General features: G+C 63.2%; 25 protein-coding genes. 11 read left to right on the forward strand and 14 right to left on the reverse strand.

Going from position 1 to position 24,077, the window contains the following annotated elements; all coding sequences use genetic code 11:
- Positions 1–67: 67 nt before the first annotated feature.
- Together QM609_RS04975 and QM609_RS04980 are read right to left on the reverse strand one after the other, a co-directional pair.
- Entirely contained in the window at positions 68–685 is a 618-nt protein-coding gene (locus QM609_RS04975; protein WP_003943536.1) for a response regulator, read from the reverse strand.
- Positions 682–1,884 carry a sensor histidine kinase gene (locus tag QM609_RS04980; RefSeq protein WP_003943587.1) on the reverse strand — a complete coding sequence of 401 codons (1,203 nt, stop codon included), beginning with the start codon at positions 1,882–1,884 and terminating at the stop codon, positions 682–684. Before QM609_RS04980 ends, QM609_RS04975 begins: the two co-directional genes overlap by 4 nt.
- A gap of 114 nt (positions 1,885–1,998) precedes the next feature.
- Between QM609_RS04980 and QM609_RS04985 the strand changes: the two genes are divergently transcribed.
- The 3 genes from QM609_RS04985 to QM609_RS04995 all read left to right on the forward strand — a co-directional run bounded on the left by QM609_RS04985 (position 1,999) and on the right by QM609_RS04995 (position 4,334).
- A complete protein-coding gene (locus QM609_RS04985) occupies positions 1,999–3,045 on the forward strand; it encodes an ABC transporter permease (RefSeq protein ID WP_039973533.1) in 1,047 nt (348 codons plus the stop codon).
- A complete protein-coding gene (locus tag QM609_RS04990) occupies positions 3,042–3,782 on the forward strand; it encodes an ABC transporter ATP-binding protein (protein WP_003943539.1) in 741 nt (246 codons plus the stop codon). The genes QM609_RS04985 and QM609_RS04990 overlap by 4 nt, the downstream gene beginning before the upstream one ends.
- A 111-nt stretch (positions 3,783–3,893) precedes the next feature.
- Positions 3,894–4,334: a PAS domain S-box protein gene (locus QM609_RS04995; RefSeq protein ID WP_003943598.1), complete on the forward strand. Its 441-nt coding sequence runs from the start codon at positions 3,894–3,896 to the stop codon at positions 4,332–4,334.
- A gap of 6 nt (positions 4,335–4,340) precedes the next feature.
- On the opposite strand, the gene QM609_RS05000 is transcribed toward QM609_RS04995, so the two are convergent.
- Complete coding sequence (locus tag QM609_RS05000; protein ID WP_003943606.1) at positions 4,341–4,967, reverse strand: TetR/AcrR family transcriptional regulator; 627 nt, start codon at positions 4,965–4,967, stop codon at positions 4,341–4,343.
- A gap of 51 nt (positions 4,968–5,018) precedes the next feature.
- Here QM609_RS05000 and QM609_RS05005 point away from each other — a divergent pair, with 51 nt between their 5' ends.
- On the forward strand, positions 5,019–5,990 hold the full coding sequence (locus tag QM609_RS05005) for a saccharopine dehydrogenase family protein (protein ID WP_037130941.1): 972 nt from the start codon (positions 5,019–5,021) through the stop codon (positions 5,988–5,990).
- Here the strand turns inward: QM609_RS05005 and QM609_RS05010 are convergent.
- The 5 genes from QM609_RS05010 to QM609_RS05030 form a co-directional block, all read right to left on the reverse strand.
- Positions 5,937–7,229: a YcaO-like family protein gene (locus QM609_RS05010; protein WP_030535883.1), complete on the reverse strand. Its 1,293-nt coding sequence runs from the start codon at positions 7,227–7,229 to the stop codon at positions 5,937–5,939. The two genes, QM609_RS05005 and QM609_RS05010, sit on opposite strands and share 54 nt — an antisense overlap.
- Complete coding sequence (locus QM609_RS05015) at positions 7,226–8,566, reverse strand: YcaO-like family protein (protein ID WP_050657050.1); 1,341 nt, start codon at positions 8,564–8,566, stop codon at positions 7,226–7,228. Before QM609_RS05015 ends, QM609_RS05010 begins: the two co-directional genes overlap by 4 nt.
- Positions 8,559–9,989, reverse strand: a complete 1,431-nt coding sequence (locus tag QM609_RS05020) for a CocE/NonD family hydrolase (RefSeq protein ID WP_050657051.1) — start codon at positions 9,987–9,989, stop codon at positions 8,559–8,561. The genes QM609_RS05015 and QM609_RS05020 overlap by 8 nt, the downstream gene beginning before the upstream one ends.
- Complete coding sequence (locus tag QM609_RS05025) at positions 9,986–10,798, reverse strand: hypothetical protein (protein ID WP_047272718.1); 813 nt, start codon at positions 10,796–10,798, stop codon at positions 9,986–9,988. Before QM609_RS05025 ends, QM609_RS05020 begins: the two co-directional genes overlap by 4 nt.
- Before the next feature lie 94 nt (positions 10,799–10,892).
- A complete protein-coding gene (locus QM609_RS05030; RefSeq protein WP_047272767.1) occupies positions 10,893–11,081 on the reverse strand; it encodes a streptamidine-related RiPP repeat protein in 189 nt (62 codons plus the stop codon).
- Positions 11,082–11,173: 92 nt separating this feature from the next.
- Between QM609_RS05030 and QM609_RS05035 the strand changes: the two genes are divergently transcribed.
- From QM609_RS05035 to QM609_RS05055, 5 genes are all read left to right on the forward strand, one after another.
- Entirely contained in the window at positions 11,174–12,433 is a 1,260-nt protein-coding gene (locus QM609_RS05035; RefSeq protein WP_042920631.1) for an MFS transporter, read from the forward strand.
- Positions 12,434–12,517: 84 nt separating this feature from the next.
- The gene (locus tag QM609_RS05040) at positions 12,518–13,585 is read left to right on the forward strand and encodes a FecCD family ABC transporter permease (protein ID WP_042920630.1); all 1,068 of its coding nucleotides are present in this window, start codon (positions 12,518–12,520) and stop codon (positions 13,583–13,585) included.
- Positions 13,582–14,376 carry an ABC transporter ATP-binding protein gene (locus tag QM609_RS05045; protein WP_042920629.1) on the forward strand — a complete coding sequence of 265 codons (795 nt, stop codon included), beginning with the start codon at positions 13,582–13,584 and terminating at the stop codon, positions 14,374–14,376. The genes QM609_RS05040 and QM609_RS05045 overlap by 4 nt, the downstream gene beginning before the upstream one ends.
- Positions 14,373–15,353 (forward strand): ABC transporter substrate-binding protein, encoded by a 981-nt coding sequence (locus tag QM609_RS05050; RefSeq protein WP_050657052.1) that lies wholly within the window; start codon positions 14,373–14,375, stop codon positions 15,351–15,353. Before QM609_RS05045 ends, QM609_RS05050 begins: the two co-directional genes overlap by 4 nt.
- Complete coding sequence (locus tag QM609_RS05055; protein WP_042920627.1) at positions 15,350–16,033, forward strand: SagB family peptide dehydrogenase; 684 nt, start codon at positions 15,350–15,352, stop codon at positions 16,031–16,033. Before QM609_RS05050 ends, QM609_RS05055 begins: the two co-directional genes overlap by 4 nt.
- Position 16,034: 1 nt before the next feature.
- On the opposite strand, the gene QM609_RS05060 is transcribed toward QM609_RS05055, so the two are convergent.
- From QM609_RS05060 to QM609_RS05075, 4 genes are all read right to left on the reverse strand, one after another.
- On the reverse strand, positions 16,035–16,319 hold the full coding sequence (locus QM609_RS05060) for an SHOCT domain-containing protein (RefSeq protein ID WP_007735909.1): 285 nt from the start codon (positions 16,317–16,319) through the stop codon (positions 16,035–16,037).
- Entirely contained in the window at positions 16,316–16,768 is a 453-nt protein-coding gene (locus tag QM609_RS05065; protein ID WP_007735911.1) for a DUF6325 family protein, read from the reverse strand. The genes QM609_RS05060 and QM609_RS05065 overlap by 4 nt, the downstream gene beginning before the upstream one ends.
- Before the next feature lie 3 nt (positions 16,769–16,771).
- The gene (locus QM609_RS05070) at positions 16,772–18,418 is read right to left on the reverse strand and encodes an MFS transporter (protein WP_050657053.1); all 1,647 of its coding nucleotides are present in this window, start codon (positions 18,416–18,418) and stop codon (positions 16,772–16,774) included.
- Positions 18,419–18,486: 68 nt separating this feature from the next.
- Entirely contained in the window at positions 18,487–19,734 is a 1,248-nt protein-coding gene (locus QM609_RS05075) for a hypothetical protein (RefSeq protein ID WP_042453265.1), read from the reverse strand.
- An 18-nt stretch (positions 19,735–19,752) separates the two neighbouring features.
- On the opposite strand from QM609_RS05075, the gene QM609_RS05080 reads away from it, so the two are divergent.
- Entirely contained in the window at positions 19,753–20,340 is a 588-nt protein-coding gene (locus QM609_RS05080) for a DinB family protein (RefSeq protein ID WP_003944177.1), read from the forward strand.
- Between the two features lies 1 nt (position 20,341).
- Here QM609_RS05080 and QM609_RS05085 read toward each other — a convergent pair whose 3' ends face one another.
- Both QM609_RS05085 and QM609_RS05090 read right to left on the reverse strand, forming a co-directional pair.
- Entirely contained in the window at positions 20,342–21,904 is a 1,563-nt protein-coding gene (locus tag QM609_RS05085; protein ID WP_050657054.1) for a YfcC family protein, read from the reverse strand.
- Positions 21,901–23,277: a M20/M25/M40 family metallo-hydrolase gene (locus QM609_RS05090; RefSeq protein WP_076948835.1), complete on the reverse strand. Its 1,377-nt coding sequence runs from the start codon at positions 23,275–23,277 to the stop codon at positions 21,901–21,903. Before QM609_RS05090 ends, QM609_RS05085 begins: the two co-directional genes overlap by 4 nt.
- 150 nt (positions 23,278–23,427) lie before the next feature.
- Between QM609_RS05090 and QM609_RS05095 the strand changes: the two genes are divergently transcribed.
- A complete protein-coding gene (locus QM609_RS05095; protein ID WP_050657055.1) occupies positions 23,428–24,057 on the forward strand; it encodes a TetR/AcrR family transcriptional regulator in 630 nt (209 codons plus the stop codon).
- The last annotated feature ends 20 nt before the right edge of the window (positions 24,058–24,077 follow it).

A 24,077-nucleotide genomic window follows, 5' to 3' on the forward strand; every position in this document is an offset into this window, starting at 1 on the left:
TCGAACACAAGAGAATCGCAGGCGAAAATAGCTGCTGTTCAGCTACTTTCGACAATTCGGGCAAATGTCAGATCGAACCCAGCTCCCGCGCACGAGCTACCGCCGACGTCCGCGACTTCACTCCCAACTTGCCGAAGATGTGAACCAGGTGCGACTTGACCGTGGTCTCACTCAGGAACAGTTCTTTGCCGATCTCTCGGTTGGAGCGACCCGCCGCCACCAACTTCAGAACTTCGATTTCCCTTGGGCTGAGGCTGGTTTCGGGTTTGCGTACCCGAGTCATGAGCTTCGACGCGATGGCGGGGGAGAGAACGCTGTCCCCGCTCGCAGCGGCGCGGACGGCTGACAGCAACTCGACCGGTGGTGTGTCCTTGAGTAAGTACCCGCTGGCCCCGGCCTCGACAGCGCTCAAGATGTCTGCATCCGTGTCGTAGTTGGTCACGACGAGTACGTGCGGCGGATTCGGCAGCGCGCACACCGCGCGGGTGGCGTCGACGCCCGTCTTCCCGGGGCCGAATCGCAGGTCCATGAGCACGAGGTCGACCGGCGTGGTGGCGCAGAAGGCTATGGCTTCCTCGGCGGTGCCCGCTTCGCCGACTACCTCGATGTCGGCTTCGCTTTCGAGCAGCGCTCGTAACCCGGCGCGCACGATCGCGTGATCGTCGGCGAGCAGCAGGCGGATCACGGTTCGCCGACTTCGAGAGGAAACGTCACCGCGACGGCCGTGTGTCCCGGCTCGGACTCGATGGAGAAAGTCCCGCCCTGCAGTTCGACGCGCCGGCGAATTGCATTGAGGCCGAAAGATTCCGCCGGGCCACGTTCGAGAACTGCCACGTCGAAGCCGCGACCGTTGTCGACCACGTCGAGGCTGACGGTGTCATCGGAATAGGTCAGTGTCACAGCCATTCTGGTTGCATCGGCATGGCGGAGAACATTGGACACCGCGCCCTGAGCGATGCGTACCAATGTTGCTTCGAGGGGCATCGGCAGCCGCACTGCCTCGCCTTCGACCACGGAGCGCGCTTCCAGTTCAGGACTGCTCGCGCGTTCGCAGATTCGACGAAGCGCGTCGGCGAGCGACTGACCGTCCAAGGCCGCGGGCGTCAATTCGGCTATGAGTTGGCGGGTTTCGGCAAGACTGTCCGCGGCAGTTTCCCGTGCGAGGCTGATCTGACGGATGGCCGGGCTGTCCGGATCGGCGCGTTCGGCAGCGTGAAGGAGCATCTGGATGCTCGAAAGTCCCTGGGCCACGGTGTCGTGAATCTCGGCGGCGAGTCTTTCACGTTCCGCGAATTTTCCGGCATCGCGAGACGTCGACGCCAATTCTTCACGGGTGTTCATCAACTCGTCGATGAGACGACCGCGCTCGGCTGCCTCGCGGTACAGCGCTTGATATCCGAGGCCGATTGCAACCGCTACGGCAGCGCCGATGATCGGGCCGACGGCGCCGGCAATCGTCCATCCACGATGCAGGCCGGTGCCGACCACGGCGACAGCCGTTGCCGCGGTGACGGCGAGAAGACTCCAGGGGCGTCGCAGAATATGGAGATAGAGGAAGAAGAGTCCGAACGCGAGGTAGGCGGCGTCGGCGGATACCGCCATCGTCGCGATCCAGACGAGGGTCAGCACGGCCAGCCACCAGCGGGCAGCGTTGCCGCGCAGCCTTTTGGCGACCCCGAAAAGATAGACGGCAACAAAGATCACGGCCAACGCGATGATTGTTGCGGTCAGGTCGGATTCGTCGATCAGCGCTCGAAGAAACACCACACCGGCCAGCGCCATGACAAGGACATGCAGGCCCAGTTGTAGGCCGGCGAAGACAGGCGTGAGCGGAGATCGGTGCATCTCGCCCAGCTTAGCGAGGTTCGGGCCTGGTTCATCCATCAAAAGTTGTAAACCGGGATGGTTCTTTCGAGCGCTGGAATGTCGATCCGAGGTGCGATGGAAAGAGTCTGCATCCGCGAGAGCGTAGAGGCAAGCACAGGAAAGGAATTCACAGTGTTTGTCGCAATGAGGGACTTACGGGCAGCGCGAGGTCGTTTCGCGCTGATCTCCGTCGTGGTTCTGTTGGTTGCACTTCTGGTCAGTTTTCTCAGCGGGTTGACTGCAGGACTTCGCCATCAGAACGTGTCGGCCATCGAGGCCATGAATGCCGACACGGTGGTGTTCGCCGACACCGGAGCCGGGGCGTCGTTCGACGAGTCGGCGCTCACGCAGGACCAGGTCAACGCTTGGACCTCCACGTCGAAGGACGTCGATCCCATCGGAATCGGTCGCGGGAAAGCGGGATTGGCCGACGGAAATCAGAAGTCGGTGGCCCTGTTCGGCGCTGATGGCGGTTTCGGTGACGTGACGCCGTCGGCGTCAGGCACGGTGGTGTTGAGCGAAGGTGCCGCCCGCGATCTGGGGGCGGGCGCCGGCGATCAGGTGAGTGTCGGTACGCAGCAGTTCACCGTCAGCGCCGTTCGCGGTGACGACTGGTACAGCCATTCGCCCGTCGTCTGGATGACGCTCGACGACTGGCAGGCGGCCAATCCACGCGGCGGAGTTGCGACAGTACTGGCTGTCACCGGAGCCTCCGACGCTTCCGCAACGGACAAGGCGGCTGCGACGACGTCGACGACGGTCAGCGGTTCGCTCGACGCGATCGGTTCGTACAAGTCGGAGAACGGGTCGTTGACGTTGATGACGCTCATGTTGTTCGCGATCTCAGCCCTGGTGATCGGTGCGTTCTTCACGGTGTGGACGATCCAGCGAACTCCGGACATCGCGACGCTGAAAGCGCTCGGTGCGACTACCGGTTCGCTGGTGCGCGACGCACTGGGTCAGGCGCTCATCGTTCTGATTGCCGGTGTCACCGTCGGAATCGGGCTGACGGCCGTGGCCGGATCGCTGATCGGTGACGCCATGCCGTTTGTCCTGGACGCATCCACCACCGTCGTACCTGCCGTGGCATTGATCGGGCTCGGTCTGCTCGGCGCGGCCTTTGCACTTCGATTCCTCTCGACCACCGATCCACTCACAGCATTGGGGAGCGCACGATGACCATGACAACCGGCACCACAGTTCTCGACATCCAGAACGTCGATCTGACGTTTCCCGATGGGCAATCGCGGGTGACGGCGCTGGACGACGTGTCTCTGCGACTGCACCGCGGCGAGATCGCCGCGATCACCGGGCCCTCGGGTTCGGGCAAGTCCAGCCTGTTGGCGGTGGCGTCGACGCTGATCCGTCCGGATTCCGGGCACGTCTATCTCCGGACGCCGGAAGGCAGCACCGACATCGCTGCGCTGAGTCGGCGGGCGGCGTCGGAGCTGCGACGCTCGTCGATCGGCATCGTCTTCCAACAGTCGAACCTCGTGTCTTCGCTGACTGCACTGGAGCAGCTCGAGGTGATGGCGCATCTGGGGCAGTCCGTGTTCACGTCACGGGCCCGTCGCAAGGCCGTGAAATCAAAAGCGATGGATTTGCTGGACGCTGTCGGGCTCGCGGATCAGAGCGGAAAACGGCCGTCCCAGCTGTCGGGCGGGCAGCGACAGCGCGTCAATCTCGCGCGAGCATTGATGAACGATCCGCAGCTTCTCGTGGTCGACGAGCCCACGAGTGCGCTCGATCAGGAGCGCGGTGCCGCTGTCATGGATCTGATCATCGGCGTGGTGCGGGAACGCGAGGCGGCAACCCTTCTCGTGACACACGACCGAAGTCACCTGTCTCGGATGGATACTGTCTATCGTGTTGTTGACGGTTCCTTGGCGGAGGATCAGGAGGCGCTCGCGGCGTGACTCAGGCGGGCACGATTCGGGCATTCGTCACTGCATCCGGGCGGGAAGTCAACCCGCGATTTGCTGGGCAGTTAGACTGTTGTCGACTCGGGCAACTTGAGAGGACGTGTTATGGAACGCCGCCGCAATGTTGCGCAGCCGCCACAATCGCCGATTGCGGATCTGGAGCAGATGCCTGCCCTGATTCTCCTCGACCGGCTTCCGGTGCCGGTCATGGCCGTTCACCGCGACGGCAGCATCGTTTTTGCCAATCCGTCCTTCGCTGACATGCTGGGATATCCCAAGAAGGCCGTCTCGGCGTTGCGTTTGCAGGACATCCTCTACGACAAGGATGCCGACGACGTCAGTGCAGAGCAGGCCCATCGTGAACTGAGTTCCGAGCCGGGCTCGGTCAAGGAGTTCGTGCACTCCGACTCCACGTTGGTGCGCGCGACGGTCAGCCAGTCTCTGCTCCGACGGGACGACGACACGATCACCCTTGCCGTCCTCCACGATCTGACGGAGCGCCTGTGGAACAACCCACGGCACATCGACGACAAGCCCACCAAGTAATCCCAGCTACTTCCGGGATTTGACGGTTCGGTCCAGGCCGAGGGTGGCGGCAAGGGTGTTGACCACCCATTCTTCGTACTGTTGGCCGGTCCAACCCGCGCCGACCACGAGGTCTGTGTAGGTCTCGGGACTGAGCAGCGTGAGTGCGACGTTCACGGCTGTTTCGAGGTCGACGGTTGGCGCTTTTTCGACGATGCCGACCATCAGATGTTCCTGCACCGTGCGTCTCTGAGTGCGGTTGATTTGCCACAGACGGGCGGCGTCCTCGTCGGCGGAAGCGGCGGCCCGCAGTGCCAGCAGGATGTCTGCGGTGCGTTCCAGAATGAGCCGTCCGTGGTGAACCTGAATCCGGAGTTGCCCGAGTGGATGTGGGGCGCCGAGTGCTGCCGCCACCCACGGACGGTCGAGAGTTGCCGTCTTTTCCTCGTCGCCCGCAACGGCCACGTCGAGCAGTGCTGACAGCACGCTCGGCTTGTTGCCGAACACGAAATAGACACTCTGCACCGACACGCCCGCCGCCGCGGCAAGCTGCTTGATCGTGGCGGCCGCGTAGCCGGGATCGACAAAAACCTCACGCGCTGCCTCGATGATCTTGCGCCGCGCCGACGTGTCTTCCCGAAGAACCTCAGTCATGATTAGAGTCTAACTCTAGAGTCGAACTCTAGCGACTCGGGAGGCGAAGTAATGACGAAGGTTCTTGTACTCGGTGGCTACGGTGCCGTCGGGATTCCCCTGATGAAACAACTCGCGAAGGTCCCCGAAATCTCCGCGTACTCCGCCGGCCGTGACCCTGCCCGCGCGGACGTCGTCGTTGATCTTAAAGAACCAGGCGCGTATTCGACTGTGGTTCGAGACTTCGATGTCGTGGTGAATGCGTCGGGTTTCGAGGATGTTCGCCTGGCCGACGAAGCGGTACGCGGTGGGGCGGCATTCGTCGACATCACGGCGACCTCGAGCTACTGCGAAGAATTGGAAGCGGTCGACGGACCCGTTCTCATGGGCGTCGGGTTGGCGCCGGGATTGACCAGTGTCCTTGCAACCGAGGCGCATCGACTCGGCGACGGACCCGTGGACATCCTGATCGGCCTCGGCGGTGGAGAACTACACGGGCCGGCCGCAACGGCGTGGACGTACGGGATGTTGGGCACGAGGTTTCCTGATCCCGACGGACGATCGGTCCGCAACTACACCGGGATGAAGACGTTTCGAATACCGGCCGATGCGACCGGCTACCGCACCGGTCCTGCTGTGCGGGCCGACTTTTCGGACCAGCATGCGTTGACGCGAGACCTCGGTGTTCCGGTTAGGACGTACCTGCGATTGGACACGTCCACCGCGACGCTCGGACTTGCGGCCATGACGTGGGCACCCGCTCTACAGAAGGTCGTGCCGAAGAAGCTGTGGGGCTCGGATCGTTGGGTAGCGATGGCCCGAGCGGATACCGGCCCGGCGCTGTGGGTTTCGGGGCGTAGCCAGTCGGTCGCGACGGCAGCTATCGCCGCGCGCGCCGTGCAGGTGATTCGGGATGCCGCGATCTCGAAGCCGACGTGGTTCCACGCGGTGGAAACCACCGAGTCGTTGCAAGCGGCGGTTCCCGAACTGTCAGTGCGGCAATGGGATGGTGCGAGCCGATCGTCCGGCAAGACTGTCCACTAGTCGGGGCGAGCCGAGAAACGGCAATCCGGCGGCCGCATTGGTGAGACAACCGGGTACGACGACGCGGACGACGTGCAGGCCGGCGTGGAGAACATCAGTTGTGGTGAGATCGACCCATGCCGGCCGGAAACCGGCTGCCGTCAGAGCGCTTTCGGTGCCGGCGGCTGATGTCAGAGAGTCGAGTCCCACCTCGCCGACGACGGCACCGACCAGCTCACTCTCGAATCGTGCTTGGATCTCCGGGTCCAGGTGAAGTTGCAAGTGGCATCCGTAGTCCATCACGTCGGCAAAATCCGATCGGTAGGCGCCTGCATAGCTTCGGTCAGCTCGCCAAGGCGCAAGCGGACTGGTCGGGGAGGCCGCGGCTCGACCGATGCCGCTCTGCGGGTTGTCGTAGTCGGCGGAAAGCAGCTGCAGCTGAAGCGCTTCGCCGAGTGACTTGAACGCAGCGGTCTGGGCGTCTTCGTGGCAAGCGGTACCCATGGTCGAGTATCCGGTCAGTCGGTCGCAAACCAGGGCGCCCAGGACGGGGATCTCAAAATCACTCTCGAATGAAATCCACCTGGTCGAGAGGCTGTCGTGATTGCCCAGTCGAAGAAGCGCCTCGGGCATGCCGGTGACGACCCGAACACCACGCCGCCCGGTCCAGGACAGCGTCATCGCGTCTCGTTCGACTATCTCGCGCAAGGCATTGTCGATTGCGAACTTCACCGAGGGTCCGGCGGCGAGACCCGCCTGAGCTACCGGAGAGATCGCCGGACCCGTCCGGGCGACGAAATGAGGATACGAACCCCAGACGAGTTCGGCCGGTACCCAGATATCCGAACCCGTGATCAGGTCGGCTCCGCGAGTCCAGTCCATCTCCAGATCGTCGGTTGGTTCGACGAACGGGAACTGTGGCCGCGCGTACTGGGCGGCGTCGAAACGCGCGAGTTGTGACAGGTCGATGCTTGCTCCGATCAAGGCATCGGCCGACCCGCGGACGATCGGTTTGGCGACGATGTTGCCGCAATATCGTTCCACCGCTTCGCCTATCGCAGCTGCGGTAGGCCGTGCACGGTTGCCCAGATCGAAGCAATATCCGGCGCCGGCCGAGTCACTGGACCAGGGTGAAAAGCGTGCTGAATCACTGACATACGAGTGAATCAGCTTGAACTCGGGCGGAAAGTGCTGGGGAACAACGGCGTCGACCAGCTCTCGAATGATCCCAGTTCGGCGGTCGACGAGCGAAGATGTCATGCGAGGGGGACCGGCAGATGCAGATGGGTGGTCGATGCGCTGGTCAATCTGCTACCTCCAAGAAGGGGAAAGGCTGCCGGGGCGTTGTTGTACAGGCCCGGAGTCAGGACGCGGACGACGTGCAACCCGGCAATCGAGATGTCGCCGGTGGTGAGATCGACGGAAATCGGCTGGTGTCCCCGTGACGTCAGAAACGCTACGAGAGAAGCCAGATCCAACGGCGCTTCGTCGGGAATCTTTGATACCGAAAGTGTTTCGGTGTAGTCGAAGAGATGTTCCTCTGCGGCCAGAGCCATCGTGGGATCAAGATAAAGTTGGGCGACGGTCGGCAGATCGACGATGTCTTTCCATTGCGGATCGAACTCGTCCCGGTAACGACGGTCGGCCCGAAAGGGTTTGTACAGGTGCGCCGGCAGCGTTCCGTCCGCCACGCTGCGCCAGGTCGGCCCGTCGGGGTCGGCGAGGTCGATCGTGATGGCAAGTACCGCGTACGCCTCGACCAGTGCCTTCGAGACTGCCGCCTCCACCGTCGGTCGACAAGCTGTGCCCAGCGCGACCAGTCCACGTCGGTCATCGCGGATCCACGCTGCGGCGACGGGAATGCCGAAGGGGGAGGGAAGCAGCAGCACTCGAACGCTCCGGGTCTGGCTCTCCAGATCCCCGAGTTGGCGGTGCGCAGGCAACCGCTCCCAGTCGGAAAGCTCGATCGCCGGCTGTGACCGGTCCCCGCACCACCACAGCGCGGTGGCATCGCGTTCGAGAAGTTCCAGCAGAGCTGACATCTCGGCCTCGTCGCGTGAGCGTCCCGCTGCGATTCCGGCGTACTGCAACGACGCGATCGGTGGCTCGCAGCGACGGGTGCCTGTGTAGTACCCGAGATAAGTCAGGGCCGCAGGCACGTAGGTGGGCGCTTTCTCGTCCATGGTGTGACCCAATGCCCAGCGAATGTTCAGATCAGAGGCGAAGGGAACAAAGGGGAATCCGGGAAGGCGGTACTGATCCTCGCTGTACAACGCAAATTTCGCCGGATCGACGACCCGTGAGCCGGCCAGTTCCAGCGCTGATGCACTGCTGCGGACCAGATCTTCGGGGACCACGTTGCCGCAATATCTTTCGACGGCCTCACCGGTTGCCGCCCCGCGGGCCGCTGCATCGTTGCGTATCGAAGCCCCGAATCCGTAAGGGTCCGCGCGAAACAGTGAACCGCTGCCGCCGAAGTTTCTGGTGTCGGCCACCCTCGCGGCCCAACCGACCCAGCCCGTCGGCATGTCCGAGCGAATGTGTGGTTCCAGTGAGGTCAGCACGCCGCTCCGGGCGTCGACCAGCAAGTCATCCACCGTCAGTTCCTCCGCGTATCGGCAGGGTCAACGACCCGGAAAATGATTGGTGCAGTGCGGTACTGCGTGTTCCTCGATAGCGATCACCGTCTCCGAGATTGCGTGCGAGTCGTGGGAAGTCCGAGCCGGCGATCCGCAGCGTCAAGACATCACCCGCGCGCACAGTGTGCAACACGGGATCGAGATCGATGGTCAACGTGCCGGAGCAAAGGCTGACGCCGGCCCCACGAGCGATCGACCTGGTGACTCCGGCGCTATCGACGACGCTCAGCTCGACGATCCAGTCAGCTTCGCCCTCGGGCGAATGCACTGTCAACTCCACCGAAGGCATTCCCGACAGCACACACTCGACCTCCATGTCGAAAGTCCAGACAACACCGTCGTTTCGGCCCTCGTCTGCGTGGTGCGTGAAGTTGAAAGGCGCCGTCCTCGGGTCTGGTTCGAGACGAACGCGATTCGCACCCGTGACAAACGGTTCGGTCGACCATTCGCCGACACCCCGGTCGAATACCCGATTGATGGTCAGGGGCCGCGCAGCGAATACCGATTCCATCCACTCGACCTGAAGGCGGCCGAAACTTGTCTCGCCGACCCTTCCAGGGCGGAGGTCGTGCGCCCAGGGGCCCACGATCAAACTCTGCGGCCCGCGCCCCACGGACGTGAAGTGCCGCAGTGTCTCCCGAATCATCGCATCGTCCCAACCGCCGATGTGCAGCCCGGCGATGTCGAGTTCGGAGAGTTCGTCCGCGGACACCAGATCATCGCCACCGAAGTCTTCGCGTTTACGAGCGCGAAGGATCGGCGTCAACCAGCCCGGTGAATCGGAGGTCAGACCAACCTCCTCGATCATCGACTGCACCGGGAGATGTTCCAGCAAAGACGAATCCGAGCGCATCAGGGCAGGGATGAAACCCTCACGAGAGGAAGACGAATCTCCGTGCTCGCCCCACCACGCCAGATGCTCGGCGAGGAGAAGTATCCCCGAGGGATCACGTTTGACGCGGTCGCTTCCGATGGTCGGCACCTTGGAGACGACGCCGTCTACACGAAATGACCGATCGGCGCTGTTGGTCTCGGTAGCAAATGCCCAGGCGGTTCCGGCCGCATACGAAGCCCCGCTTGCGATGACGCACTCCGGTGTCCACGGCTGATCCTGCAGCCACTCGGCCAGGGCGGCGCTGTCCTCGCGCTCGTGGACGTAGGGTTCCCAAGATCCGGTGGAATCGTGCCGTCCACGTACGTCCTGACAGATGAAGGCAATTCCTCGCAATCGCCATTCGATCCCCTCCGCCAGATGCCATCCACGCCCGTACGGGGTGCGGATCACGATCAGTCCCCGCGGTGAAGAATCCGGTGGGAGAAGCACATCCGTAGCCAACGAAGAACCGTCTGCTGCCGGGATCTTCACGCCGAGTGAGATCACCGGAGCGTCGGCGCGGGTTCGAGAACGCCGCCGGGCAGTGGTAGCACGGGATGGCGAGTCATCATGAGGGTTCGCGGATTCATCCGGATCTGGTGGTGAAGGTGTGATGGCGGTGCGCCATGTACACCAGCCACGACGTCCGAACATGCAAGCGCACTGGCCATTGCGGCTGCGGTGGGTTCAAGTTCGAGCGGGCGAGGTTCGCTGCCGGCGAGGTGATTCCACAGTGCCTGCAGATGATCCGGGACGCGCGACGCGGCAAGCCGTCGACCGCAGACGTCCCGGTAGCTTGCGCTGCCGATACCGTCGAAGAAGGGTCCGATGCAGATCTCACCCAGCTCCGCGTGGACGCGTTGCCACGGTGTTTGGTTTCGGCGGCACCAGGTATCGAGTTCCGACCACTCGTCGTGAGGAGGAGCACCGGCAACCGACAGTACGAGGTCCGAAGACGCAACGTCGTCTTCGATTGGCGCAGTAGTGGATACGACCTCGAGATGCGGAAGAGCCTTGGAGAGCAGGGCGATGCAAGCATCGGCAACGGGCCCGATCCCGTCCATCAGCACACGCTGTGGGCGCGGAATCTCTGGCACTTGACCTGGAACAGCCAGCACGCCGCGAGAGACGAGGGCGTCGGCGATCTCGATAGCTCCCGGGCCGAGCACCGAACCAGAGCGCCTGAGAAAGTTGTCGAGTTCCGCGAGGTCTTCGGCCGGCGCGCCGATCGTGACCGCGTTCTCGTCCGGTGTCAGGTAATGCCAAACACCGTCCGTGGTCGGATACAGCTGGTGTCCGTCGGCGAGGGCGTACACGGATCTCCTTGTCGGTGCCCGCACCCGACGAGTCGGATGCGGGCGGGGTCATCGGCAGATCAGACTGTCGAAACAGTCTGGATCAGGGGAGGTTTCAGCTCTGGAAGCTGAACGGGTTGTCGACGAGGGCGTTGGTGCCCACACCCTGCAGGGCGTGTGCGGACGTTGCCTCGGCAACCGGCTCGAAGGTGAACGGGTTGTCGACGAGAGCGTTGGTGCCGACGCCCTGGAGTGCATTGGCCGGAGCCGAGTTGGAGATGCTGTCGAACGAAATGTTGCTCATTGTCATCCCTTCCGTAATGGAAACCATTTCCATTACGATGCCACCGTACGAAAGATCGCCACGGAGAGCAACAGGTACAAGAGAGTGCATACATGAGCGAGACCCCGACGACGGGATCCGTCGAAGCGCAACCACATGTCTTTCGGGACAGATCGTTTCGATTGTTCTTCACGGCTCGTACGATTGCCGTAGCCGGTGCGGCGGTCACCGGAGTGGCCATGCCGATCCTGGTGTTCGACATCAGCCGGTCTCCGTTTCTCACCTCGCTCGCGGCTGCGGGGACGGTTCTGCCGTATCTCGTGTTCGGCTTGTTCGCCGGCGCCGTGGCAGACCGAGTCAACCGGCGGACGGTCATCCTGTGTGCGCAGGCCGTAGCTGCACTTGCTTTGGCGAGTATTCCGGCGGCGCAGGCACTCGGCGTATTGACGGCGTGGCATGCCGTCGGCGTATCGATGTGCATCGGAACGTGTTTCGTGTGGTTCGACGCCGCTGCTTTCGGAGCGCTGCCTGCTCTGGTCGGTCGGCAGAGGATACCGGCGGCCAACAGCGCGCTGTGGACGTCCAGCACGCTGATCGATGTTGTCTTTCCGGCGATAGCCGGCGTGCTTGTGGCCTCGATCGGCCCGGCCTACGCATTGGGTGCTGATGCACTGGCTTACGTACTGGCCGGGCTGGCCATGGCCTCGATCGGAGCCTCGTTTTCGATTACTCCTGCGGCGCCGAAGAAGTCGGGAACCGGAATTGCGCGTGACATACGCGAGGGCCTCAGCTTCCTCTGGCGGTCGCCGCTTCTGCGAGCCTTGACCGGCGTCGGCTTCGTCAATTCCCTGACGCAGGGTGCGGTTACGGCGCTCCTGGTGGTGTACGCATCCGAGAGGCTTGGGATTTCGACGTCGAGTCCGATGATCGGCGCCGTGTGGACGGCCGTCTCCGTGGGTGGAGTGGTCGGGGCGCTCGTGCTTCCACGCCTACCGGCGCAGTGGCCGGTCGGGGCGATCACTGTCGGGGCGCTGACCATCGCCCCGGTGGTGCTGTTCGTCGTTGCGACAACCGGCAACACCGGCGCCGCGATCACGGCGCTCGTCGTCTACTCCGGCTGTGCGACCGTCACCATCCTCAATGGCATCGGTGCACGTCAGCGCCTGACTCCGGATCGTCTGCAGGGGCGCGTGAACACCACGGCGAGGATGGTCGCCTGGGGTGGTTCGCCGGTCGGCGCCTTGATTGCCGGGGCAATCGCAGGACGCTGGGACATCGGCACCGCCTACCTCGTTGCGTGCATCTTTGCGCTGGTCGGGGCGCTCTTCGCGTGGGCGAGCGCGCTGCGGACCGACCCTTATCCGCACAAATGAGCATGTGACTATTAATGAAAACGACTGTCGTTATGGTTAGATCCACCTGTTCATGACTGCGAACCCCACCGACTCAGGAGTGCGATGACGCTGACCAGCGAGGCAGCACCACGAGTGCCGTCGCGTCCACATCCCGTCGGCGAGCGCGGGTACGTCCCGTTTCTGTTGGCCACGGCGGTTGTGCTTGTCGCGGTCTCCACCGTCGCGGTGTGGTCGGGTGCCGCGTCGGTGTCCTTTGCCGACGTGTTCGCGGTGTTGTACGCACACGTCGGCGGTCCGCCGGTCGACCCGTTGCTCGATCGGATCGTGTGGGGATTGCGGGTACCGCGCATTCTGATTGCGGCATTGGCGGGCGCCGGGCTGTCGCTGGCCGGCGCCGTGCTGCAAGCGTTGGTGCGCAACCCGATTGCCGATCCGTACATTCTGGGCGTGGGTTCCGGAGCATCCTTCGGTGCAGTACTGATCATGACGACCGGCATCGGCACCGGCCTGTCGATCGGTGTTCCGGTGGCAGCCTTCCTGGGGGCCATGGTTTCCCTGATCGCGGTTCTCGTACTGGGTCGGCGAGAGGGAATGCTCGTCCCGCTGCGCATGGTCCTGGCCGGAGTTGCCATCGGCTATCTGCTCTCGGCTGCAACAAGTTTTGTGCAGTTGCGCGCCGATCCGAGTCAGCTTTCGGGAGTGCTCTTCTGGTTGCTGGGCTCGGTGAGCGGGGCCAGTTGGTCGGATCTCGGTGTGCCCGCCGCGGTGATCACCGTCTGCGCGGCAATTCTGTTGACACAATCGCGCCAACTCAACGCGTTGGCCATGGGAGACGAGAGCGCGCAATCGGTCGGCGTGGACGTGCGCCGTACCAGGTTGCTACTACTGGTGATCGCGTCGTTGCTGACCGCGGTTGTCGTATCCGTCGCCGGGGGAATCGGTTTCGTGGGGCTGCTCGTGCCGCACGCCGTACGACTTCTGGTCGGTTCCGATCACGGCAAGCTGCTCCCCGCGACCGCGTTGGTTGGTGCCACCTTCCTGGTGATCGTCGATCTTGCGGCTCGGATGTTGGATGCGCCCAACGAATTACCACTCGGGATCATCACCGCCGGATTGGGTGCACCGTTCTTCCTCTGGTTGCTTCGACGGGACGGCGGTGCGCAGTCATGAGATTGTCGGCCAGCGGAATTCACGTCGTTCGGGGCGGACGCCTCGTGGTTTCGGGTGTAGACCTCGAAGCGCCCGAGGGAAGCGTGGTCGGACTCGTCGGACCGAACGGCAGTGGAAAGTCCTCCCTCCTGCGCGCGTTGTATCGCTCGATGAAGCCTCGAAGCGGAATCGTGAAGGTGGACGAGGTGAATGTTTGGGACGATCTCTCGCCTCGATCGGCGGCACGCATCATCGGTGTTGTGGGGCAGGAGCATTCATCCGATTTCTCGTTCAGTGTCCGCGAGGTGGTTGCAACGGGTCGGACGCCGCATCACAGCGCGTTCTCTCGACTCGGTGAGATCGACCGAGACATCGTCAGCGCAGCACTGGTGCGAACCGGCATGCAGGGCTTTGGATCACGTCTCTTCGCCGAACTGTCCGGCGGAGAAAAGCAGCGTGTGATGTTGGCCCGGGCGATCGCTCAACAACCGTCGCTGCTGGTCCTGGACGAGCCCACCAACCACCTCGACATCCGTGCTCAACTCGAATTGATGGAATTGGTCGCCGAACTCGGTACCACGACGATTGTCGCGATCCATGAACTCGCCTTGGCCGCAGCGTATTGCGACTACGTCTGTCTGCTCTCCGGCGGGGTAGTTGTCGCGACAGGACCAACGGCCGAGGTCCTCACCGAGGACCTGCTGTCCGAAGTATTCGGGGTTCAGGTGCATCTCGGCACTCATCCGTTGACCGGGCGCCCCCTGCTTTCGTTCGCCCCTCCGCTCCTACACACGAAAGAAGCAGTGTCTTGAAATCCTCGATACGTACTGCCGCGCTGTTGTGCTCGGCCGTTACCGCCACCGCAGTACTGACCGCATGCGGAAACTCCACGGCGGATTCGGCGGCGTCGTCGTCCGAGAAGATCACCGTCACCAATTGTGATCGCGAGGTCACGGTGCCCAAGACGGCGGAGCGGATTGTCTCGCTGTATCCGTCGATGACGGAACTTCTCATTCAGCTCGGCGCCGCCGACCGCATTGTCGGACAATCGAATACCGACCTCTCTCCTCCCAGCCCCGAACTCGCTGATCAGTTCGCGGCCGTGCCGGTGCTGAGCGCCGGAGTTCCCGCGAAAGAAGCATTGCTCGACGCCCGTCCGGATCTGATCGTCTCCGACGGGGAATACTGGTTCGACGGTGACCGATTGCAGACCATGGACGAATTGCGTGACCTCGGCATCCCGATCTTCGTGAACAGCGGCTACTGCCACAAGGCCGTCACCGAGGGGCGGATCGACGACGTCTGGTCCGACCTTGACGGTCTCGGCGCCTTGACCGGAACTAGTGACGCGGCAGCAACCCTCCTGGCCGACGGCAAGAAGTCCCTCGCAGCAACCGAGGCATCTGTCGCCGGGCAGGAGCCGGTTCCCACTGTGATGGTTCAGGTTTCGGAGGGACAGTCCTATGCTCTGGCCAGGGGCCTCTACAGCAGTGTGCTCGAGGCCGCCGGGGGAAGCAATCTTTTCGAGAACGACCTTCCTGACGGAAAGTACTTCGGCCAGGTAGCCACGGAATCGGTGCTCGCGAAGTCGCCGAAGGCTGTCCTCGTCGTCTACTCCACCGAGTCGGCTCGGGAATCCACCCTGGATGCCGCGCGGACGGCATTTGCCGGAACCCCCGCCGCGGCGTCGAATGCGATCTTTGCCGTTCCGGAGGCGTGGTTCGCCGGCGAGTTGGTCTCGATCGACGGGGCCGGCGAGGTGTCTCGCCTGCTGCACCCGGGTTCGTGACCGCACTCGAGCGAATCGAGGCCGTCGTATCGCTGCATGCAGTGTTGGACCGGACGGTGAGTCCGTCGGAGCTACCGTTCGACGAGCACGCACTGCCGCCGGTGACGTGTGAATCCGTGGAACTGCCGGCCGCGACGCCACTGCCGGCCTGCGGGTTCGCGGACGTCTTGCAGGCACGACGGAGCCGCTACGACCCCGCACAGACGGTACTCCGAGCAGGCGAGCTGTCAAACGTGTTGCACCACAGCCTTGTCAGCAGCCCGACGGCGGGCGGGATGCGCGAACTGACGCTGTCGTTTGTTCTCAGCCGACCCGGAGACGAGCTCGGAGCCGGGGTATACCGATATGCCCGAGGCCGTGCCGAAGCTGTCCGGCCAGGCGACGTGCGAGAGCACCTTCGAGCGAGCCTGCTCCAACCCGAGTTCGTCGACGTGTTCCCGGTTCTTCTGTTTGTGGTCGCCGACGTCGAAGCGCCACTTGAGAAGTACGCGATGCGGCACTACCGCACGATGCACGTGGATGCCGGTGTGCTGGTTCAGAATCTGTACCTCGTGACCGAGGCGATGGGACTTGCGGGCTGCGCCATCGCAGGATTCACGGATGCGCGAGTGGCATCTCTGTTGAATCTCGCGACGACGCAGCTTCCCGTCATGGCTTTTGCACTCGGGAGGCGCAGCTAGGTCAGGCGAGAATACGTGCCTTCTGGGTCTCGAACTCGGCCTCGGTCAATACTCCCGCATTCTTGAGTTCGCCCAGCTTGGTGAGCTGTTCGAGCTTCAAGTCCATCGATGCTGCCGGAGCTGCCTGCGGTGGCAGGGGTGGTAGATCGGGAATCGGCGGCACCGGCTGGGCCTGCGCTGCGCGAGCCTGATCTTCGGCGGCCCAACGGGTCCGCTGACGGCGCTGAACATTGCCGTGAATGGAGCTTGCGACGGCTACCCGGCCGGCTCGCCTCAAGAAACTCATGCGTCCTTCTCCGTATTGCCTGGTGCGGTGTTGTCGAGTGCGGTGGCAAGTTCGTCCAAGCTCAGGTGACCTTCGGTGACAATCTTTGCGCCGCTGCGTGTCCACGCGTCGATCACCGGCAGTATGGCCAGTTCCTCGTAAACGAGCACGGCGGCAACACTACCGGTGGCCAACTCGTCACCAACGGCGGCGATGTCGCCGGCGTCGAGCAGTCCGGAGGCTGCGCCGTCGAACTGCGCCAGATCGAAATCTGCGAGTTCGAAGGTCGATGCCGGTACGACGGCCACTGATCCATCGGCGGCTTTGGTGACGAACTCGAGGTCGAGGATGCGGATCACGCCGGAGTCGACGAGAGTGAGCAGCTGCTCGAATCCTGCGGAGGTCGGTGCACCGCCGGGAAACTCGACGGCAACGTATTCGATCGGACCGAATTGGTCTTGGTTGGACATCGGTTACTTCTTGCCCTTCGTGGGTTGCGGTTCTTCCAGAGCAGGTACTTCGTCGGGCATGCGGCCGGCCGGAATGATGGCGAGCAGGGAGAGTCCGGCGAGGACGAGTAGCGAGGTTCGCAGGGCGCGCAAGCGCGCTTCGGTGTTGATCCGGATGGCTTCGTCGATCTGTGCTTGTGTCGCCGAGGTGTTTTCGAGCGTCACGACGAGTTGATCGTTGGGGACGAAGTTGACCTGGTCGAGATTGATCCCGGACTCGACCTTGAGTGATGCCGGGATGGTGGGGTTGTCGATCAGCTGCGAGCTGACGAGGGAACCAAGGATTCCGACGGCGAAGACGCTGGCCACCGCGATGCCGACGCTGCCGGACATGTTGTGTACCAGTCCCCGCCAGGCACCGACGTCGCCGGCCAGTTCCTTGGGAGCTGCGGTGAGGAGGGTGTTGAACACCAGCGCAACGATGGCGCCCTGCCCGAGGCCGAGGGTGATCAGTCCGATGACGACAAAGATCTGATGCCAGTCGCCACGAATGGTGAAGGCCAACAAGATGAGTCCAGCGGCAACGACGACGAACCCGGCTCGTGCGATCAGACGCGGGGAGTACGTCTTGTACAGACGCGCGACGACGGTGCTCGCGATGAAGATCGAAAGTGTGTACGGGATGATCGAGAACGACGTCTGCAAGCTGCTGCGGCCCTGGATGATCTGCATGTACAGCGGAATGAGGAAGTTGGCCGCGGTTCCCACGAACATCATCGTCGCCATGCAAATCGTGGTGGCGCGCTCGGCGCCGGTCTTGAGGACGTCGAGGTTGAAGAGCTGAGGCTTGTTCTGCGCCTTGCGGCTTCGCGTCCACTGGAAGAATCCCTGCGCGCAGATGGTGCCGAGGACGATCAGGATGGCCGCGGGTGAAACACCGATGACCGAGAACGGCGCAGCGTCGGTGGCCAGGATGACGCCCCACGAGTTCAGGCCGCTGAAACCGAAGCTGAGCAGGATGACGGCAACGGCAGCAATGGCGGCGCCGGCCCAGTCGATGGTGATGTCCTTCTGCGGGGGAACAGGTTTGACCCGGAAGCTCAGGATCAGGTTGACCACCGCGAGAGCCACGACGAGGGCGAACGAGTATCGCCACCCGATCGTCGTCGCGAAGGAACCGGCGATGAGCAGCGCCAGCACACCGGCCGCCGGGATTGCTGCTGCCAGGTAACCGATGGCCTTTGCCTGCTGATCGCCACTGAAGTTCGTGGCGATGAAGACCGTCAACGCAGGAGCGATGAGGGCGATCACGGCGCCGGATGCAGCTTGGGCCACGAACAGCATTGCCGGGCTCTGACTCAGGGCGACCGCGGCCATTGCGAGGCCGTGAATCGCGACGGCAATCTGGAAGACCAGACGCGTTCCGTAACGGGCGCCGATCTTGGCCCCCAACAGAATGAAGGCAGCCATGGCGAAGGTGCCCGCGGTGATCGCGGTGCCGACACTTGTTGCGGGCGTGTCGAGATCGGTGGTGATGCCGGCCATCGAGACGGTCAGGGCGTTGACGGCGAACGACGCCTGAATCTGGGTGAGGACCACCACGATGAGTGGTAGCCAGGAGGCGGTGCTCACGGCGGCCGTTGTGGCGGCCGCGCCAGGCTTTACGGACATGATGGGTCACGCCTTCCTCGACACTGCGTGTACTCGCGACGTGCCCGGATCAGCCACGCACGGCTACATTAGCCGGAATTGTGCTGAATGGTCGCCTGCAAGTGGTTGGTTTCTTCGCGGTAGACCACCATCTCCCGGTGCAAGGCGCGACGGAAGCGCGGTTGCTCGGCCAGGAGTACGGCCAGCACGGTCAGCAACAGCCACGTCGCGGCCGCGCTCGCGAGGAGCAGCAGGACCGGAATCCACGGACCGCCCATCTGCTCGAGCAGCGTCGTCTTTGCCCAGACGCGCCAGTAGAGCATCAGATTGACGATCAGTCCGACACCGTACGAGATGACGAAGGACAGCAGGAACTGCTTCCACGTGCCGTCGTGGCGCCGCGCCGTCATCGGTTCTGCCCGCAGCGGCAAGCTCACCGACATCACGTTCGCGACCCCCAACCAGAGCAGGATCATGGTCAGCACCTGGCCGCACGCCTTCACCAGGTCAGCACTGCTTCCGGAGCGCCACGCGAGGACGGCGCTGAGCAGGAACCCGGCGCTGCCGACGAGGAGCAGCATCACCGCGTTTTTCGCGACGAGCACGTGCCAGAGCCTCGTTCCACCGGACAACGCAGCGCGCACGCGGCCGGCGTCGAAGCTGAGCGCATTGGTGCACACGACGCTTCCGACCACACCCGAGAGTGCATACAGCGCAAGGTAAGGCAGTCGATCTTCCTTGGCGTCCCACTGGAAGAGGCGAATGAATGCCAGGTACGCCAAGCCCATTCCGAGGCTCAGCCCCAGCCGAAAAGCGATCGACCGAGGCTTACCACTCACCACGTGCCGTGCTTCCTCACGGATCCGTGAGCCGAGATCCTGCACGTGCCGGACGACGGGGTTGCCCGAGTTCAGCGGGACGTAACCACGGATCGCGGCGGCGACGGTATCGGTGTCACCGGCATCGAGCGCGGCGACGCGTGCTTCGAGAACCGCAAGGTGGGCGGCGCGCAAGGCTATCCGTGCGGTGGTCACCGCGGCGACGGCGTCGGCCTCGGCCTGCGCGGCGGTGCCGATGCCGGCGTCAGCGGGCAGTGGCGGCTGCAACGTCGTGATCAGTTCGAGTTGGCGCGCCATGTGCGGCGACGGTGACAACCCGCTGTACGACGGTCGGCTCAGCGCTGATCGTTCGTCGTCGAGCGAATCACGGACGGCCGCGGCAGCCTTGCGGACGGCTGCCGGGTTGTGCCAGCGCACCGACCGGGCGTCACGCTCGGCGGCGACGGCCCGGGAGGCAACCTCGGTCAGATCCTCGACCGCTGTCAATGTCTGCTCCACTCGGTTTAGGTTGGTTTCATGACCACCAACTCGGAAAAGGAAGATCTCCAGCGGTACCTGCAGGCAGCACGTGATGCGCTCGTCTGGAAGCTCGACGGGCTGTCGGAGTATGACATTCGGCGCCCGATGACCCGGACAGGGACCAACTTGTTGGGTCTGGTCAAACACATGATCGGCGTCGAGCTCGGGTATTTCGGTCCGACGTTCGGCCGTCGGGTTCCCGATCTCCCCGCGTGGTTGCGTTCGGAGGAACTCAACGTCGACATGTGGGCCCGCGCCGACGAGTCCACTGCCGACATCGTCGAAACCTATCGCCGCACCTGGGCTTTCGCCGACGCCACGATCGAGGAGCACGATCTGGACGCCCCCGGCTTCGTGAAGCACTGGCCGGAGGATCGTCGCGACGTCACACTGCACCGGATACTCGTTCACGTTGTCACCGAGATCCATCGGCACGCCGGCCACGCGGACATCGTGCGGGAGCTGATCGACGGCGCCGCTGGGATGAAGGCGGGCGACAACAATCTGGCTCCCGGCGATGAGGCGTGGTGGGCCGAGTACACCGACCGTCTGGAGACGGCGGCACGCGAGGCCCACCACGCTTGAACTACTCGAATACCGCTGCCGCGCCGATCACCACGACAACGATCACGAAGTTGATCAGTAGCAGTGGCCAGACGAAGCGCAGGAACTTGTCGTAGCCGACCTTCGCCATGGCCAACCCGCCGACAACGACGACGTTGGTCGGGGCAACCATCAGCATCAGGCCGTGGCCCATCTGGAAGGCGGTGATGACGAGTGCTCGGCTGACTCCGGCAAAGTCGCCCAGCGGCGCGAGCAGCGGCATCGCCAGGGTGGCGTGACCGGAACTGGACGGGATCAGGAACGCCAGCGGGATGTTGACGAGCATCACCAGGATCGCGAAGACCCCCGCCGAAGCGCCGCTGACCAATTGCTCCATCGCGTTGAGGATGGTGTCGAGGGTTTCGGTGTTGGTCATGATCACCGAGACGCCGCGAGCGAGCAGGATGACGATCGCCGGTCCGACCATGTCGCCGGCTCCACGCGTGATCAGGGAGACGATCTTCTTCTCACCCATCTTCGCGACTATGCCGACGAGAACGGCGGCGAGGATGAACAGCATCGCCAATTGCGGGAACCACCAGTTCAACTCGAACCAGTAGGGCTCGGTTGCCGTGACGTGGTACGCGTCGTACTCGGCCGGACCGGTAGTGGCGCCGAAGATGCTCGACCACGGGATGACGGAGAAGATCATCAGTCCGAAGGTGAGTCCGGTGATGAGCAGTACCAGCTTCTGAGTTCCGGTGAGCTTGCCGTCGATGTCCACCGGCTCGGCCGGCTCTTCGTCTTCGTCGTCCGCGATGTCGAAACCGACAAGCGACTTGGACGGATCCTTCTTCACCTTTGCGGCGTAGCGGAGAACGAATACCACTGCCACAGCGGTCAATACGATCCACAGGATCACGCGCAGCACGATGCCGTCACCGATGGAGACGCCTGCCTCACCGGAGGCGACGCCGATCGAGAACGGATTGACGGTCGACGCCATGTTTCCGACCAGAGCGCCGAGGATGATCATGGTGGCCGCGACCATGCGGTCGTAACCCAGTGCCGTCATCAGCGGGATGAGCAGGGCGTAGAAGCCGAACGTCTCGACCGAGAAGCCCATCGTCGAACCGAGCAGCGAGAACAGCACCATGATGACGGTGATGAGCAACCAGCCCTTGTCGCTGAGCTTGGTAGCGAGTTGGGAGACAGCGGTTTCGAGACTGCGGGTGGCAAAGCTGACCGAGATGAACGCACCGAGCGCCATGATGAAGAGGACTACGCCGACCGAACCGAAGAGCCGTCCGATGTTGTCGGTGTCGACGAACCCGGTGATCGAATCCTGGACGCCGTAGAGGCCGTTGACGGGGGAGAGGATCAGTTGCTGGATTCGTTCCCAGAACGACAGCGGAGACGTGACGGTTTCGAAGCTGCCGGGAACGGGTGAGCCGTCCACGTCGACGCCGAAGCGTCCGGCCGGAATGAACAGTGCCGCAATCCATACCAGGACGGTGACGATCGCGAGCATCGTGACCGCGCCGGGGAACTCGAACTTCTTCTTGGCCGGAGTAGGTGCGGACCCCGTGTCGGTTTCGGTGCTCATTTCTTCCCCTCGAAGGTGTCGGCGTACTCCTGGAAGAACAGTGCTTTGGCGACGACGGCCTTCTCGAGCTCGTCGAGCAGGACGCGTTCGTTGGGGCCGTGGATGTTCGCGTAACCGTCAGTGGCGCCGAACAACAGCTTCTCGGCGGTGGGCACTGCTGTATCCAAGGCCATCACGAGGGGGATCGAGCCGCCGCCTGCCATCAGCCCGGCCGGCTCACCCCACGACTGCGATAGTGCAGACAATGCCGCGTCGAAGGCCGGTCCACCTTCGGCTGCCGCAAACCCGTCGCCGGTTTCTCCCGCGGTGACAGTCAGTTGCAAACCGAAGGGGCGCAGGGCTTCCAGGTGCCGGACCAGAGCAGCCTGCGCCTCGGTGGCAGGTTGGCGCGGGTGTACGCGCAGATTGATCACGGCGCGGGCAGTGCTTGCGACGGCGTTGACCGCACCGTCCACAGGGGGAGCGTCGATGCCCGTCACGGTGATGGCCGGGCCCGACCAGATGCGTTCGCCGATGCCGCCGGTTCCGAGCAGCGGAAGCCCGTCTTGGATCTCGGCGAGGGTGCGGAACTCGTCCTCGGTGTATGAACTGCCGGTCCACGGTTCGCGCAGGAGGCCGTCGATCGCCACGTCACCGTTGTCGTCGTGCAGCGACGCCAGTGCGCGGATGAGCGCGAGGCGGGCGTCCGGTGCGGCGCCGCCGTAGAGGCCGTTGTGCTTGTCGGCTCCGAGAGTGGTGAGTTCGACGATCACCTGGGCCGATCCGCGCAGTGCGACGGTCAGGGTCGGTGATCCGGGCCGAACGCTCCCGACGTCGGCGATGACCATTGCGTCGGCCGCAAACAATTCGGGGGCTTCCGGCGGATAGTTGTCGAAGGGGCTGCCGAATTCTTCCTGGCCTTCGATGACGAGCTTGACCGTCACTGGCGGCTTTCCGTCGAAGACGCGAAGCGCGCCGATCATGCCGATGACGTTTGCCTTCGAATCTGCCGTACCGCGGCCGTAGATCGCGCCGTCACGCTTGCTCGGTTCGAAAGGCGGTGAATCCCAGAGTTCGACGTCGTCGGCGGGAACGACGTCGTAATGCGAATACATCAATACGGTCGGGGCTCCCTCTGGACCGGGAACTGTTGCAATGATGACCGGCGCAGTTTTACCTGTTATTTCGAGTTTCTCTATCTTCGTGACTCCGGACTTCTCCAATAGAGAAACGATCAGGTCGTGAGCCTCGAACAGGGGCTCGCTGGGGAAACCTTCTGTTGCTATCGACGGAATACGAACAAGTTCGACGAGTTCCGACTCCAGTGCCGGCATCAAAGCTGCAACTGTTTCCTTGATTGTGGAATAGGAGGGCGAGGCGGATTCTTCCGGCACGGAATTGACTCCTTCTGGGAAAGGCGAAAAACATTAGAGGCAGAGTCTTACACCCGATATGCGGGGTGTGAAAGGGTGACCCGAACAAAAAGCCGAAGTGGGGCGTCGGGCCCGCGATTCTTGACATTGACGTCAACGTCAACACACACTGTGACGGTGACCACCAGCGAAACGCAGGAGCGAGCGCGGACAGCCCGCAAACTCGGCGACGGTCCACGCCGTGCCGGACTGCTCGACACCGCTGCCCTCTGCTTCGGCGAACTCGGATACGACGCCGTGACGGTCGAGACGATCACGACCAGGGCTGATGTGTCCCGGGCGACCTTCTACGCGTACTTTTCGTCGAAGGACGAGGTCTTCCGCGCCGTCGCCGAAATGATGTGCCGACGCTTCCTCGACGCTCAGCACATGGAGGGCCCGGAGGATCTACGCGAAGTTCTCCGAACGACCACGTCGGCGTTCATCACGGCCGTGTACACCTACGGTGACCTGCTCGCGGTGATCGAGCATCGGGCGCGGGTGGATTCCGAGGTCGAGCGCAGTTGGTCTGCGGTTCGCGAAAAGCTCGTGAGCCGCTACGTCCGCTTTGTCGAACGGATTCGACAGGTTCACGACGTAGATCCCTGCGTTTCGCCTCCGGTGCTCGTTCAGATGATCTCGGATGCACAGATGGCCGGTGGAGCACGACTGAGTAAGGCGAGTGTCGAAGAGCAGAACCAGTTCATTGCAGATATGACGACGATGTCCGAGCGGTTGATCGGGTTCGAAGAGTCGAAATAGAGTTCTTTTACGAATGGAGT

This window comes from Rhodococcus sp. IEGM 1302, assembly GCF_030056935.1.
GTDB lineage: Bacteria > Actinomycetota > Actinomycetes > Mycobacteriales > Mycobacteriaceae > Rhodococcus_F > Rhodococcus_F qingshengii.

Bases quoted from the DNA above. Each gene is read 5' to 3' on its own strand.
- QM609_RS05005 (WP_037130941.1), top strand. From the start codon at position 5,019: ATGACGAAGGTTCTTGTACTCGGTGGCTACGGTGCCGTCGGGATTCCC.
- QM609_RS05060 (WP_007735909.1), bottom strand. From the start codon at position 16,319: ATGAGTTTCTTGAGGCGAGCCGGCCGGGTAGCCGTCGCAAGCTCCATT.
- QM609_RS05070 (WP_050657053.1), bottom strand. From the start codon at position 18,418: ATGTCCGTAAAGCCTGGCGCGGCCGCCACAACGGCCGCCGTGAGCACC.
- QM609_RS05010 (WP_030535883.1), bottom strand. From the start codon at position 7,229: ATGACATCTTCGCTCGTCGACCGCCGAACTGGGATCATTCGAGAGCTG.
- QM609_RS05040 (WP_042920630.1), top strand. From the start codon at position 12,518: ATGACGCTGACCAGCGAGGCAGCACCACGAGTGCCGTCGCGTCCACAT.
- QM609_RS05080 (WP_003944177.1), top strand. From the start codon at position 19,753: ATGACCACCAACTCGGAAAAGGAAGATCTCCAGCGGTACCTGCAGGCA.
- QM609_RS05085 (WP_050657054.1), bottom strand. From the start codon at position 21,904: ATGAGCACCGAAACCGACACGGGGTCCGCACCTACTCCGGCCAAGAAG.
- QM609_RS05000 (WP_003943606.1), bottom strand. From the start codon at position 4,967: ATGACTGAGGTTCTTCGGGAAGACACGTCGGCGCGGCGCAAGATCATC.
- QM609_RS05035 (WP_042920631.1), top strand. From the start codon at position 11,174: ATGAGCGAGACCCCGACGACGGGATCCGTCGAAGCGCAACCACATGTC.
- QM609_RS04980 (WP_003943587.1), bottom strand. From the start codon at position 1,884: ATGGATGAACCAGGCCCGAACCTCGCTAAGCTGGGCGAGATGCACCGA.
- QM609_RS04995 (WP_003943598.1), top strand. From the start codon at position 3,894: ATGGAACGCCGCCGCAATGTTGCGCAGCCGCCACAATCGCCGATTGCG.
- QM609_RS05065 (WP_007735911.1), bottom strand. From the start codon at position 16,768: ATGTCCAACCAAGACCAATTCGGTCCGATCGAATACGTTGCCGTCGAG.
- QM609_RS04990 (WP_003943539.1), top strand. From the start codon at position 3,042: ATGACCATGACAACCGGCACCACAGTTCTCGACATCCAGAACGTCGAT.
- QM609_RS05045 (WP_042920629.1), top strand. From the start codon at position 13,582: ATGAGATTGTCGGCCAGCGGAATTCACGTCGTTCGGGGCGGACGCCTC.
- QM609_RS05030 (WP_047272767.1), bottom strand. From the start codon at position 11,081: ATGAGCAACATTTCGTTCGACAGCATCTCCAACTCGGCTCCGGCCAAT.